The organism is Mediterraneibacter sp. 210702-DFI.5.30 (assembly GCF_020560115.1).
Lineage (GTDB): Bacteria > Bacillota > Clostridia > Lachnospirales > Lachnospiraceae > Mediterraneibacter > Mediterraneibacter faecis.
Genome location: NZ_JAJCME010000003.1, coordinates 139,212 through 153,358, shown reverse-complemented (window position 1 = coordinate 153,358; position 14,147 = coordinate 139,212). Strand labels below are relative to the sequence as shown.

Annotated in this window: 11 protein-coding genes; 10 read left to right on the top strand and 1 reads right to left on the bottom strand. The window is 41.4% G+C overall.

Annotated features, from left to right (window positions below; genetic code table 11):
• The first annotated feature begins 343 nt into the window (after nt 1-343).
• Nucleotides 344-625, top strand: coding sequence for a DUF2325 domain-containing protein (locus tag LI126_RS04375; protein ID WP_055156688.1), 282 nt, complete (start codon nt 344-346; stop codon nt 623-625).
• Between the two features lie 137 nt (nt 626-762).
• Here LI126_RS04375 and LI126_RS04370 read toward each other — a convergent pair whose 3' ends face one another.
• Complete coding sequence (locus tag LI126_RS04370) at nt 763-1,458, bottom strand: S1 RNA-binding domain-containing protein (RefSeq protein ID WP_015529720.1); 696 nt, start codon at nt 1,456-1,458, stop codon at nt 763-765.
• A gap of 268 nt (nt 1,459-1,726) precedes the next feature.
• Here LI126_RS04370 and LI126_RS04365 point away from each other — a divergent pair, with 268 nt between their 5' ends.
• From LI126_RS04365 to LI126_RS04325, 9 genes are all read left to right on the top strand, one after another.
• The gene (locus tag LI126_RS04365; protein WP_015529722.1) at nt 1,727-3,370 is read left to right on the top strand and encodes a putative manganese-dependent inorganic diphosphatase; all 1,644 of its coding nucleotides are present in this window, start codon (nt 1,727-1,729) and stop codon (nt 3,368-3,370) included.
• A gap of 79 nt (nt 3,371-3,449) precedes the next feature.
• The gene (locus LI126_RS04360; protein WP_054753988.1) at nt 3,450-4,142 is read left to right on the top strand and encodes a flavin reductase family protein; all 693 of its coding nucleotides are present in this window, start codon (nt 3,450-3,452) and stop codon (nt 4,140-4,142) included.
• Complete coding sequence (locus LI126_RS04355) at nt 4,139-5,164, top strand: threonine aldolase family protein (protein ID WP_227164917.1); 1,026 nt, start codon at nt 4,139-4,141, stop codon at nt 5,162-5,164. The genes LI126_RS04360 and LI126_RS04355 overlap by 4 nt, the downstream gene beginning before the upstream one ends.
• Nucleotides 5,165-5,376: 212 nt before the next feature.
• Nucleotides 5,377-6,672: a phosphopyruvate hydratase gene (eno, locus tag LI126_RS04350; RefSeq protein ID WP_015529725.1), complete on the top strand. Its 1,296-nt coding sequence runs from the start codon at nt 5,377-5,379 to the stop codon at nt 6,670-6,672.
• Nucleotides 6,673-6,860: 188 nt separating this feature from the next.
• Nucleotides 6,861-7,781, top strand: a complete 921-nt coding sequence (locus LI126_RS04345) for a nucleotidyltransferase family protein (RefSeq protein ID WP_055148135.1) — start codon at nt 6,861-6,863, stop codon at nt 7,779-7,781.
• A gap of 201 nt (nt 7,782-7,982) precedes the next feature.
• A complete protein-coding gene (galE, locus tag LI126_RS04340) occupies nt 7,983-8,999 on the top strand; it encodes a UDP-glucose 4-epimerase GalE (protein WP_117497225.1) in 1,017 nt (338 codons plus the stop codon).
• 215 nt (nt 9,000-9,214) lie between these two features.
• Nucleotides 9,215-9,880 carry a YkgJ family cysteine cluster protein gene (locus LI126_RS04335; RefSeq protein ID WP_055156682.1) on the top strand — a complete coding sequence of 222 codons (666 nt, stop codon included), beginning with the start codon at nt 9,215-9,217 and terminating at the stop codon, nt 9,878-9,880.
• Nucleotides 9,881-9,916: 36 nt separating this feature from the next.
• Nucleotides 9,917-11,878, top strand: coding sequence for a DNA helicase RecQ (gene recQ, locus LI126_RS04330; protein WP_227164916.1), 1,962 nt, complete (start codon nt 9,917-9,919; stop codon nt 11,876-11,878).
• Between the two features lie 37 nt (nt 11,879-11,915).
• Nucleotides 11,916-14,069: a SulP family inorganic anion transporter gene (locus tag LI126_RS04325; RefSeq protein WP_227164915.1), complete on the top strand. Its 2,154-nt coding sequence runs from the start codon at nt 11,916-11,918 to the stop codon at nt 14,067-14,069.
• Nucleotides 14,070-14,147 lie beyond the last annotated feature (78 nt).

Here is a 14,147-nt window from a genome sequence, read left to right as displayed (position 1 = left end):
ACTTTTATAGAGGTTTGTCCCGGTAGTTCTTTTTTATATGTTAGGAAAGTTCTTTCCTAACATATAAAAAACGCTCCGCTCAGGATGCGCACTGCGGCGTACAAGGTAGGTGTCGCAAGCGACCGCCGCAGGCGCAAGAATGTGCCAAGGCACATTCTTTATTCTAATGAGAAACATTATCAGTAAATAATATTGATATTACGTTTCCGTTATAGTATAGTAAATACATAGGTTAGACACAACTAACGAACAAGGAAGATATGTGGAAATGAATTCATAAAACATACAGGAAAGTAATAAGTAAAGCAATAGATAATCAGATCTTAATTTCAGGAGGTTCAGTATGAGTGTAGTAATCATTGGAGGACATGACAGAATGGTATGTCAGTATAAGAAAGTCTGTAAACAGTTTAATTGTAAGGCGAAGATCTTCACCCAGATGTCAGCAAGCTTAAGCAAACAGATTGGAAGTCCTGATCTGATCGTTCTTTTCACAAACACAGTATCCCATAAAATGGTTCGCTGTGCAGTAGAAGAAGCCGGCAGATGTAATGCAGATGTGGTTCGTTGTCACACTAGCAGTAAGAATGCACTGGAAGAGATTCTGGAGAATGTTTGTGCATAATAAATATTGCTGAATTATTGAAACTATGAAAATAGAAAAGTCCCTTCAGAAGAAATAAACTTCTGAAAGGGACTTTTTCTGTATCATGCTGCCAATTACGCAGATTATCAATCTGAACAGGATCACAGCACCAATTTCTATAACTGGATATTTTTAAAGAGATCTCCAAGGTTTGTTCCGATATCTTCCGCTTTCGGAATCACAACCTTTTCAGCTTTCTCTTCAGCCTTCTCTTTGTCTTCTTCGAGAGCTTTCATGCTAAGGCTGATCTTGCCATCTTTGATACCGATGACTTTCACTTCAACTTCATCGCCAACTGTGAGAACATCAGAAGGCATTTTTATACGTTTCTGGGAGATCTGTGAAACGTGAACCAGACCGGAAAGTCCGTTCTCCAACTTTACAAATGCTCCATAGTTCTGAAGTGTTTCTACAGTTCCTTTCAGAACAGTTCCAACCTTCATACTTGCAATTTGTGCATCACGTGCTGCTTTTTCCTTTTCCTTCAGAAGCTCACGTGCAGAAAGGACAAGACGATTATTCGCCTGGTCAACATCAATCACCTGTACTTCGATATCCTTGAGAAGATAATCTTCCAGATTCTCGATATAGGAAAGGGACAGCTTAGAAGCCGGAACGAATCCGCGAAGTCCTTCTACCATTACAATTACGCCACCGTTGACAACACCTTCAATTTTAACAGGAAGAACAGTTTTCTTATCCATATAATCCTGGACTCTGTTCCATGGATTCGCATCATCGAAATGATCTTCATAGTCTGCCATTGTTTCTGTTACTTCATTTGTCTGTAATTCTTTCATTTCTTCGCTCATTAAAAGCACCTCATTTTCTTTTTCTCGTTAATCAAAAGTATAACATATGTATGAGAAAAAATACAACAAAAGAGCCAAAATCCGTGAAGAAAATGAAAAATGCGGTTGGATTAATAGAAAAAAAATGTTACTCTACTTATTGAATAGTGAATTGTCAGGTTTAATACTTAATGAAGAAGCTGTTCATGTAAGACGACAGAATACAGAGATAAATTGATGTGAGTGTAAAAGTAAATAAGAGATAAATTTGAGAAGGAGAGATAGAAAAATGGCTGAGAATAAAAAGGTGTATGTTGTAGGTCATAAGAATCCGGATACAGATTCTATTTGTACAGCAATTGCTTATGCAAATCTTAAGACAAAGATTACCGGAGAAACGTATGAGCCTCGTCGTGCAGGGCAGCTTAACGAGGAGACACAATATGTACTGGAACACTTTGGCGTAAAAGTTCCGTTATTACTTTCTGATCTTAGAGAACAGATTAAAAATGTGGAATTGAAAGAAAGTCAGGAAATTCAGGGAAGCCTCTCAATCCGTACAGCATGGGAAAAGATGTCAGAGATGAATACTCATACGATTCCGATCACACGTAATGGTGTGCTGGAAGGTGTGATCACAAAAGGTGATATTGCGAAATCCTATATGGAAGTCTATGATAACACAATGCTTGCGAAGGCAAGAACACAGTACCGTAATATTGCAGCGGCAGTAGAAGGTGAAATTGTAACAGGAAATGAACATGGTTATTTTTATAAAGGAAAAGTAACTGTTGCAGCATCAAGCAAAGAGTTGATGACAAGCTTTATCGAGAAAGATGATCTTGTTATCATTGGGGATCGAATTGATGCACAGCAGTGTGCAGTTGATCTGGATGCAAGCTGTATGGTAGTCTGCCAGAATGATCCGATCTCAGAAGATATTCTGCGTCAGGCAGAGGCAAAAGAAATTGTCGTTATCTGGACACAGCATGATACATTTACGGCAGCGCAGCATATCAGCCAAAGTATTCCGGTAAGATCTTTCATGACAAAGGATCAACTTGTAACATTCCGTAAGAATGATTATGTAGATGATGTGAAAGAAGTGATGGCACGCAAGCGTTTCCGCGACTTCCCTGTTGTAGATGAAGATGGAAAGTTCTTAGGTCTTGTTTCCAGACGAAGACTTCTCAATGTCAGCAAGAAACAGGTAATCCTTGTTGATCATAATGAGAAGAACCAGGCAGTAGACGGAGTGGAAGAGGCAGATGTCCAGGAGATTATTGATCACCACAGATTGAGCAGTATCGAGACGATCGGACCTGTATTTTTCAGAAATCAGCCGGTTGGATGTACAGCAACAATTGTATCTCAGATGTACGAGGAAAATGGTGTCGAAATAGATCCGGTGAATGCAGGACTTCTTTGTTCCGCGATCATTTCCGATACATTGATGTTCCGTTCCCCAACTTGCACACCACTTGATGAAAGCACAGCGAAAAAGCTTGCAGAGATTGCAGGGATCAATATAGAGAAGCTTGCGCAGGCAATGTTCAAGGCAGGAAGTAACCTGAAAGGAAAGACAGCAGAAGAGATTCTTTTCCTTGATTTCAAACAGTTTACAGTGAATGATACGGTATTTGGTGTTGGTCAGGTGAATTCAATGAGCGAAGAAGAGCTTGAAGAGATTAAGGCAACAGTACTTCCGGAGATGGAAAAGACAAGACAAAATCACAGTCTGGATATGATTTTCTTTATGCTGACAAATATTATTACAGAATCTTCGGAACTGATCTGCTGTGGTAATGAGTCAAGAGAGAAGATTATCGGAGCTTATGATCTGGAAGATAATGCACAGAAACTGATGCTCAAAGGTGTCGTATCACGTAAGAAACAGCTTGTTCCGGCACTTGTATCAGCATTGCAGCAGTAAGAACAGTTATAAGAATTTTTAATATAGAAAAGTCAGAACCGTCTCCGTAACAGGGGACGGTTTTCAGGAGGAAAGAGAAATGGCGAAACAGGTATGGAAAGCCGGTAATATGGTCTACCCGCTTCCGGCAGTTATGGTAAGTACGGCAGATAAAGAAGGAAATACGAACATTTTTACCGTTGCATGGACAGGAACTGTATGTACAAATCCGGCGATGGTATACATTTCCGTAAGACCGGAAAGATATTCGTATCATATGATTGAAGAGAGCGGAGAGTTTGTGATCAATCTGACAACCGAACAGCTCGCCCATGCGACTGATTACTGTGGTGTGCGCTCCGGCCGGGATGTGGATAAATGGAAAGAGTGTCATTTGACTGCGAAAAAGGCAGAGAAGCTTACTTACGCACCGGTCATTGAAGAAGCACCGGTCAATATTGAATGTGTAGTGACAAAAATTGAGAAACTTGGAAGTCACCATATGTTTCTTGCAGAAGTGAAAGCGGTTCAGGTGGACGAGTCCTATATGGATGAGAAGGGCAAATTCGAACTCAATAAGACAGGTCTTCTGGCATATTCCCATGGAGAATATCTTGGACTTGGAAAAAAGATCGGAACGTTTGGATACAGCGTGAGAAAAAAGAAGACCGTTGACAAACGAACTGCTAAGAAGATCACAACAAAAAATGAATCAAGGAGCAAGAAATCTCCGGAGAAAAGAACTGTAAATAAAAATGCAACATTCAGAAAGAAAGGAAAAGCTAAGAAATGATTTCATTTGAAAATGACTATTCAGAAGGCGCACATGAGGAAATCCTGCGCAGACTGGCAGAAGTAAATAAAGAAGGAATTACAGGATACGGAAATGATTCATATTGTGAATTCGCAAAGGAAAAGATCCGTCAGGCATGTAAATGCCCGGAGGCAGACATTTACTTCCTTGTGGGAGGAACACAGACAAATCAGACAGTAATTGATTCCGTGCTCCAGAGCTATGAAGGTGTTATCGCGGCTGAGACAGGTCATGTTGCATCACACGAGGCGGGTGCGATTGAAGCATCCGGTCATAAAGTACTGACCCTTCCGCAGCTGGAAGGAAAGATTCAGCCCAAAGATGTGGCAGATTATTTGAATCAGTTTTATAGTGATGGGAATCATGAACACATGGTTTTTCCGGGGATGGTCTACATCTCTCACCCAACAGAGTATGGCACACTGTATACACGTGGCGAGCTCGCAGAGCTTTCTGATATCTGTCAGCAGTACCATATTCCACTGTATCTCGATGGAGCACGTCTTGGATATGGTCTTGCAGTAGAAGATACAGATGTGACAATGGAAGATATTGCAGAATACTGTGACATTTTCTATATTGGTGGAACAAAGGTAGGTGCCTTCTGCGGAGAGGCAGTTGTATTTACAAAAGAAAATGCACCGAGACATTTTGTGACGCTGATCAAACAGCACGGAGCACTGCTTGCCAAAGGCTGGTTCCTTGGTGTTCAGTTTGATACGTTATTTACAGATGATCTGTATATGAAAATCAGTAAGAATGCAATCGAAACAGCTGCGAGACTGAAGAAAATCCTGAAAGAAAAAGGATATGATTTCTATATTGATTCCCCGACGAACCAGATCTTTGTTGAGATGGAAGACGAGAAGCTGAAAGAACTTGAGAAGAATGTCAGGGTCAGCTTCTGGGAGAAGACGGATGAGAAACATACGGTAGTCAGATTTGCTACGAGCTGGGCGACAGATATGGAGAAGGTTGAGAAGCTGAGGGAGTATTTATAAAAAAGTAAGAATATAAATAATAGCAAGTGCAGATAATATGTAGAAGCCTATAAAATGAGAATCATTATCATGTAGAAATATTGCGTTTTGTAAAGAAACTTGATAGAATACATATGGTTAGAGAAAACTAACTGTGTGAATAAATCATGTATACTCCTTTGTCTGTAATACCTGAACACAGGCGAGGGAGTCCTCAGAAAGGATGGACAACTATGAATTATCTGGAAATTGAAAAAGTAATTGGAAGAGAAATTATCGACTCACGCGGAAATCCAACGGTTGAGGCAGAAGTGCATCTTGTAGATGGAACTGTAGCAAGAGGTGCAGCTCCAAGTGGTGCTTCTACCGGAGAATTTGAGGCACTTGAACTTCGTGATGGAGACAAGTCAAGATTCGGTGGAAAAGGTGTTTCCCGTGCAGTAGAAAATATTAATACAACGATCAACAGTGCATTGGTTGGAATGGATGCAGGAGACACTTATGCAATTGATCAGGCAATGATCCAGGCAGATGGAACAAAAGATAAATCAAATCTTGGCGCAAATGCAATTCTTGCGGTTTCAATCGCATGTGCAAGAGCGGCAGCAGATGCACTTGAGATTCCGCTGTACCGTTTCCTTGGAGGAGTGAATGGAAACAGACTTCCTGTTCCAATGATGAACATTGTAAATGGCGGGTGTCATGCACTTTCTTCTGGACTGGATGTGCAGGAGTTCATGATCATGCCGGTGGGAGCACCGTCTTTTAAAGAATGCATCCGCTGGTGTACAGAGGTATTCCATGCACTTGCAGGAATCTTGAAAGACAGAGGACTTGCAACATCTGTAGGTGATGAGGGTGGATTTGCCCCGGCACTGAAATCAGACGAAGAAGCAATCGAGACAATTCTTGAGGCTGTGAAGAAGGCTGGATATGAGCCTGGAAAAGACTTCAAGATCGCGATGGATGCGGCATCTTCAGAATGGAAGACAGGGACGATTGGAGAGTATAAACTTCCAAAGGCAGGAACAGTTTATACTTCAGAACAGCTCATTGACCACTGGAAGAAACTGGTAGAGAAATATCCGATCATCTCAATCGAAGATGCACTTGATGAGGAAGACTGGGAAGGCTGGAAAAAGCTGACAGCAGAGCTGGGAGATAAAGTCCAGCTGGTTGGAGATGATCTTTTTGTCACAAACACAGAGAGACTGGCGAAAGGAATTAAGCTTGGATGCGGAAATTCTATTCTGATCAAACTGAATCAGATTGGATCTGTATCTGAGACTCTTGAAGCAATCAAGATGGCACACAAAGCAGGTTACACAGCAATTTCTTCCCACCGTTCCGGTGAGACAGAGGACACAACGATTGCAGATCTTGCAGTAGCACTGAATACCTGCCAGATCAAGACCGGAGCGCCGAGCCGTTCGGAGCGTGTAGCGAAATATAATCAGTTACTCCGCATCGAGGAAGAACTTGGAACAAGCGCAGTATATCCGGGAAATGACGCATTTAATGTGAAATAACATCAGTAAAATAACCTGACAGTCAGGAAAATCCATGCATTTTATGATCTCAGTGGGATGAAATGCATGGATTTTTGTGCATGTATTTCTTTGATTTCCATCTAGATTTTTTTAGCTATATGTCATACAATAGAAATGTAATTGCCGTCAGGCAACATAATATTTAATAATATTTGGAGGATTTCATTATGAAGAAACCGGTTCTGGTCATTATGGCAGCAGGAATGGGAAGCAGATATGGCGGGCTGAAGCAGATTGACCCGGTAGATCAGGAAGGACATATTATTATGGATTTCTCGATCTTTGATGCAAAACGCGCAGGATTTGAGAAAGTCGTATTTATTATTAAGAAAGAAAATGAAGCAGATTTTAAAGAAGCCGTTGGAAAGAGAATTGAGAAGATCATGGATGTAGCGTATGTATTCCAGGATCTGAACAATCTTCCGGAGGGCTACGAAGTTCCGGAAGGACGTGTAAAGCCTTGGGGAACAGCACATGCTGTTTTAAGTGCGATCGATGAGGTGGATGGACCATTTGCAGTAATCAACGCGGACGATTATTACGGACGTCATGCATTTGAGACGATCTATGAATTTCTTACAACACATGAAGATGATGATAAGTACCGTTATACAATGGTAGGTTATCGTCTGAAGAATACAGTTACAGATAACGGACATGTTGCTCGTGGCGTATGTGAACTCAATGAGGCGAAAGAGCTGGTTGGAATCACAGAGCGTACAAAGATCGAGAAGCGTGACGGTGGAATCGCTTTCTCAGAAGACGACGGAGAGACATGGACAACTATCGACGGAGATACTCTTGTATCCATGAATATGTGGGGATTCACAAGAAGTATTTTAGATGAGATCAAAGCAGGATTCCCGGCATTCCTTGATAAAGGTATTAAGGAGAATCCGATGAAATGTGAGTACTTCCTGCCATCCGTAGTCAGTGACCTTCTGGCAGAGGGCAGAGCAACCGTAAGAGTGCTTGAATCCGAAGATAAATGGTATGGAGTTACATACAAAGAGGACAAGCCGGTTGTAGTTGCAGCGGTACAGGCTTTGAAAGACGAAGGTCTTTATCCACAGAAATTGTGGGATTAGATTATGTGTTGTCAGTTACAGAATTTGTGAATCATAATAATCATGCAACATTTTTACCATAAGAGGAACTATTCGTATAAAGATTTTTGTGGTGGATGTGTTATAATCAGAGACAACAAAGCAAAGATAAGCAAGCTGCTGAACACAGTTACTGTGAGGAGCAGCAATTTGAGCAATAAAGCTCAGAGGAGGAATTTTAAAATGGCAATTTTAGTAACAGGAGGCGCCGGATTTATCGGAAGCCACACATGTGTAGAACTTTTAAATGCAGGATATGATGTTGTAATCGCAGATAACCTTTACAACGCATCAGAGAAAGCTGTAGACAGAGTAAAACAGATCACAGGAAAAGACCTGAAGTTCTATAAAGCAGATATCCGCGACAAAGAAGCAATGAACGAGATCTTTGAGAAAGAAGAGATCGAGTCGGTTATTCATTTCGCAGGACTCAAGGCAGTAGGTGAATCAGTTGTTAAACCACTCGAATACTACGAGAATAACATTGCCGGAACTTTAGTTCTCTGTGATGTAATGAGAAATCACGGCGTGAAGAATATCATCTTCAGTTCTTCTGCAACAGTATATGGTGACCCGGCATTTATCCCGATCACAGAAGAGTGTCCAAAGGGAACATGTACAAACCCATACGGATGGACAAAATGGATGCTGGAGCAGATCCTGACAGATCTTCATACAGCAGATCCGGAGTGGAATGTCGTACTTCTTCGCTACTTCAATCCAATCGGAGCTCATGAGAGCGGACTGATCGGAGAAGATCCGAAGGGAATCCCGAACAACTTGATTCCATACATTACACAGGTCGCAATCGGTAAACTTGAGTGTCTTGGTGTATTTGGAGACGATTATGATACACATGACGGAACAGGTGTACGTGATTATATTCACGTAGTCGATCTTGCAATCGGACATGTCCGCGCAGTAGAAAAACTGAAAGAGAAAGCAGGAGTTTCCGTATATAATCTTGGAACAGGAAACGGATATTCCGTACTTGATATGGTAAAAGCATTCTCCAAAGCTTGTGGAAAAGAGATCCCTTATCAGATTAAACCACGTCGTGCAGGTGACATTGCTACATGTTACTGTGATGCTTCCAAGGCAAAGGAAGAACTGCACTGGGTAGCTGAGAGAGATCTGAACAAGATGTGTGAAGATTCCTGGAGATGGCAGAGCATGAATCCAAACGGATACGAGGATTAAGATTGATTAATCATTTATAATGTGAAATAGAAAGTTGTTGATGAGCAGGGGCGCGCGATGATAGTGTAGTTTCCTGTGCCATCAACAACTTTTTTGTATCATTTGTAAATTATGTTGACCAACCGCGAACAATAACACAGCTCTTGCAACCAACAGTCCATCTGTATTATACTAATAGAACACGATTAAATTCAGAAGAAATTGGAGATAGAAAAATGAAGCGCGAAGTAGATCTTAATGAAATTTCAGACGGACGTCTGTATTCCTCCGGAGATATGGTTAAGGTGGACTGTCATGATTGTGAAGGCTGCTCTGCATGCTGCCAGGGAATGGGAAATTCCATCATATTGGATCCAATGGATCTGTGGAGATTGCAACTCGGAAAAAAAGAGAATTTTGATACACTGCTTGCAAACTATCTGGAATTGAATGTAGTTGACGGGATGGTACTTCCTAATTTAAAGATGGCAGGAGAGGAAGAAGCCTGTCTGTTCTTGAAAGATGGAAGATGTTCTATTCATGGATACAGACCGGGAATCTGCCGTTTGTTCCCTCTTGGACGTATTTATGAGGAGAATGGATTCAAGTATTTTATCCAGGTGCATGAGTGTAAGAAGCAGGAACGTGGTAAAGTGAAGATTAAGAAGTGGCTTGGAATTGCAGATCAGAAGAGATACGAAGATTTCGTGTGGAGATGGCATACATTTCTTAAGAACTGTGAAGAAGGAATGAAAGAACTTGATGAGCAGAACGCGAAAGTACTGACGGTTGTGGTTCTCCGCAACTTTTATCAAATGCCTTATCAGGCAGAGGAAGAAGCACAGTTTTATCCGGAATTTGAAGAAAGACTGGAAAGACTGAATGCAATGTTTGGATTTTAGAAGTGAAAGTTAACAACAGGTGAAAGGCATCAGTAGATGGAAAGCAACAGTAGAAAAACACAGATATTAAAAGAAATTTTTGGATACGATTCTTTCCGTAAAGGACAGGAGGAGATTGTAGATCAGATTTTGAATGGAAGAGATGTGCTGGCAATCATGCCGACCGGAGCAGGAAAATCACTTTGTTATCAGGTTCCGGCACTTCTGATGTCTGGGATCACGATCGTAGTATCACCGCTGATTTCATTGATGATCGATCAGGTGAAGGCACTGAATGAAGCAGGAGTTCATGCAGCGTATATTAATAGTGCACTGACAGAACGGCAGATTACAAAAGCATTAGAACTGGCAGCAGCAGGCAGATATAAGATGATCTATGTCGCTCCGGAACGCTTGTTGACACCACGGTTTCTGGACTTTGCATGTCATACAGAACTTTCCATGGTGACAATCGATGAGGCTCACTGTATTTCCCAGTGGGGACAGGATTTTCGCCCAAGTTATGTGAAGATCACAGAATTCATCCGCCAGCTTCCAAGACGCCCGGTCGTCAGTGCATTTACAGCAACAGCAACACAGAAAGTAAGAGAAGACATTCTTGAAGTACTTGATCTTGAATCTCCTTATATAAATGTATCCGGTTTTGACAGAGAGAACCTTTACTTCGAAGTAAGAACGGCGCGTGGGAAGAAGGAAGCAATCAAGGAATATCTCACACAGCACAGAGAAGACAGCGGAATTATTTACTGTGCAACAAGAAAAAATGTAGATGAACTCTATTTGGAATTGCAGAATGCCGGATTCTCTGTCGGAAGATATCACGCAGGAATGGGGACAGAGGCAAGAAATGAAAGTCAGGAAGATTTCATTTATGACAGGACAGAGATTATGATCGCAACGAATGCATTTGGAATGGGAATAGATAAGTCCAATGTCCGTTTTGTACTTCATTATAATATGCCGCAGAGCATGGAAAATTATTACCAGGAGGCAGGCAGAGCCGGACGAGACGGAGAACCGGCAGAATGTATCCTTTTCTATTCACCGCAGGATATCATGATCAATCAGCTCCTGCTGGATAGTAAAGAGCAGATTGGAGAATACACAGAAGAAGAACTCCAGGTGATCCGGGAACAGGATGTTCTCCGGCTGCGTAAGATGAGTAATTATTGTACGACAAGCATGTGTCTTAGAAAATACATATTGAATTATTTTGGACAAGAGACAGAAGAACATTGTGGGAATTGTTCCAATTGTCTGGAAGAATTCGTAGAGTTTGATGTCGGAGAGATTGCGGCAGACGTGATCGAGTGTGTGCGCGAATCCAGACAGAGATACGGTATGACAATGATCCTTTCCACACTGGCGGGAGCGAATACAGCGAAGATCAGAAGTGCAGGGATGAATGAACTTTCCATTTATGGAAGACAGAGTAAATGTTCTCAGCAGAGGCTGAAAGACGTAGTTTATACACTGCTCGAACACGGATACCTTCAACAGAGCGCAGATCGTTATGCGATCCTGAAACTGACAGACCGGTCAGAAGAATTACTGAAATCGAGAGAATTGAAACTTCGCTGCAAGAAGTCAGAACTTACAGAAAAGAAGAAGTCCGGAAGTGGAAAGAAAGCGTCTCATAGAAAGGGAGAGAGTTTCGGGAATCTTACAGATAAAAGCCGAGAATTATTCGAAGAATTGCGCTCTGTGCGTTATTCTTTGGCAAAGAAAAAAGGAATTCCGCCATATATGGTCGCTTCAGATCGTACATTACATGAGATGTGTGTACTTGTTCCATTTGAAAAAGAGGAATTGCTTGAAGTACACGGTATGGGATTTAAGAAATATGAACAGTACGGAGCAGTTTTTCTTGATAAGATTCAAGAAGTGACAGCAGGTGATAAAAAAGGTTACGGTATATCAGAAGATGCTGATGGGACAGACGCAGTTCAGAACAAGAATCCTCTGGACATCGGACCATTTGGAAGCGTAGAGAATTAACAGCAAAAAAGAAGTAAAAGAAAGAAGTGACATAAAAGTGTCTGTAAAAATATTTTCAACATTAAAAAATTATAAAAAAGAATATTTGCCAAAAGATATTTTAAGCGGAATTATCATGGCAGCGGTCTCAATCCCAATCTCTATGGGGTATGCACAGATCGCAGGTGTTCCGGCGGTGTATGGACTTTATGGATCTGTTCTGCCGATCCTGCTATTTGCCATGCTCTCAACTTCAAAACAGTTTATCTTCGGAGTAGATGCGGCACCGGCGGCAATTGTCGGAGCTGCACTGGCAACACTTGGAGTGACGGCAGAATCAGCCCAGGCATTGCAGTATGTACCATTGATCGCATTGTTTACAGGACTCTGGTTATTGTTGTTTTATCTTTTACATGCAGATAAGATTGTTGATTTTATCTCGACACCGGTTATGGGCGGATTTATCAGTGGTATTGCAGTGACAATTATTATGATGCAGATTCCGAAACTGATGGGAAGCCCGGCGGGGACTGGAGAATTCATAGAACTTGCAGAACATATTTTTCTGGCAATCACAAAGATAAACTGGTTGTCCTTTGGAATGGGAATTGGAGCACTTGTAATCTTGATTGTATCCAAAAAACTGATTCCAAAGTTCCCGATGGCAATCGTTATTATGATTGCCGGAGTTCTCTCGACAATTGTCTTTCATGTAAACCAGTATGGTGTAGTTCTCCTGCAGGCAGTTCAACCAGGGCTTCCGCGGCTTATTTTCCCGGATTTTACAGGAATCAATCTTACACAGGCCGTGGGAAGAGCACTTATGGTTGCTGTTGTGATCATGGCAGAGACACTTTTGTCAGAGAACAATTTTGCATCCAAAAACGGATATGAACTGGATGACCGTCAGGAAATCCTTGCCTGTGCCGCAGGAAATCTTGCTGCCGGTGCAGTTGGATGCTGCCCGGTAAATGGAAGTATTTCCAGGACTTCCATGAATGAACAGTATGGAGGAAAGACACAGGTTGTATCCATTACAGCGGGATTGACCATGGCAGTTGTACTTATAGGTGCAACCGGATTTATCGAATATCTTCCGGTTCCGGTATTGACGGCAATCGTAATCTCTGCACTGATGAATGTTGTAGAGACACATCTTGCAGTACGCTTATTTAAAGTAAGCAGAAACGAATTCTATATTTTTATTGCAGCAGGGATCGGTGTGCTGTTCCTTGGTACGATTTACGGAGTTGTGATCGGAATTCTGTTATCTTTTGTAGCAGTGATTTTAAGGGCTACAAACCCTCCGAGATCTTTCCGTGGAATGATTCCGGGAAAAGAAGTTTATTATGATCTGGAGAGAAACCGTTTTGCATATCCAATCAAGCATGTGATTATTTACAGATTTAGTGAGAACCTTTTCTTTGCAAATATCAAAGTGCTGGTTTCAGATATTGAAAACAGCATCAAAGAGGATACAAAGGTCGTAATTCTGGACGCATCAGCAATCAACAGCCTGGATATTACAGCGGCAGATGCACTCGAAATGCTTGCAGCAAGTCTGAAAAAACGTGGAATTAAGTTCTATATCACAGAACATTCCAGAGAAGTTAACGATCAGATGAGAAAGCTTGGAATCGGACATTTGATAAAAGAAGGTGCTGTGCGAAGAACAATTCTTGCGGCACTTCATGATGCGGGGATTGAGCAGCCTTGCCCATTGGATATTCCAGAAGAAGATCTCGAAAAACTTAAGCGAAGAGAATATTTTTCCCTTCCTGCAGAAGAAGAAAATACATTGGAAGAGTTTGCATGGGCATTTGGTGATGATGCAGTCAAAGAAATTGAGAAACGAGTGCTTTCTATTGTGAAGCAGATCCATGAGATTACAGATCTCGAAAAACTTTCCGATGAAGGAATCAAAGAAAAACTGGAATTTTGGAATTCACTTGGAGCACTTGATGAAGATGAGTTGCTCCGCAGAATGGAACTTCACTTAGATGATCTTCCAAGTGATGTAAAAGAAAACAAAAAACTCGTCATTGAATTAATCGAGCGTAGAAGAAGAAAACTTAGAGATCGTCTTCTGAAAGAGCATCCAGAGATTGTTGAGCATATTGAAGAGCGAAGAGAGCGGCTGGAGCGAAGACTTGAGAAACAGAATCCAGATGCAGTAAAGCGTCTGAAACACTGGAAAGATGAAGAAATCTAAAGAACAATCTTTAAGATTCTTAATAAATCATTAGGATTGATGGAGTTCCCTTGTTTCTGCAAAAAAGGAATGCTATGA

Coding starts and splice junctions, on each gene's coding strand:
- recQ (WP_227164916.1), top strand. CDS start 9,917: ATGGAAAGCAACAGTAGAAAAACACAGATATTAAAAGAAATTTTTGGA.
- galE (WP_117497225.1), top strand. CDS start 7,983: ATGGCAATTTTAGTAACAGGAGGCGCCGGATTTATCGGAAGCCACACA.
- LI126_RS04355 (WP_227164917.1), top strand. CDS start 4,139: ATGATTTCATTTGAAAATGACTATTCAGAAGGCGCACATGAGGAAATC.
- LI126_RS04365 (WP_015529722.1), top strand. CDS start 1,727: ATGGCTGAGAATAAAAAGGTGTATGTTGTAGGTCATAAGAATCCGGAT.
- LI126_RS04370 (WP_015529720.1), bottom strand. CDS start 1,458: ATGAGCGAAGAAATGAAAGAATTACAGACAAATGAAGTAACAGAAACA.
- LI126_RS04360 (WP_054753988.1), top strand. CDS start 3,450: ATGGCGAAACAGGTATGGAAAGCCGGTAATATGGTCTACCCGCTTCCG.
- eno (WP_015529725.1), top strand. CDS start 5,377: ATGAATTATCTGGAAATTGAAAAAGTAATTGGAAGAGAAATTATCGAC.
- LI126_RS04335 (WP_055156682.1), top strand. CDS start 9,215: ATGAAGCGCGAAGTAGATCTTAATGAAATTTCAGACGGACGTCTGTAT.
- LI126_RS04375 (WP_055156688.1), top strand. CDS start 344: ATGAGTGTAGTAATCATTGGAGGACATGACAGAATGGTATGTCAGTAT.
- LI126_RS04345 (WP_055148135.1), top strand. CDS start 6,861: ATGAAGAAACCGGTTCTGGTCATTATGGCAGCAGGAATGGGAAGCAGA.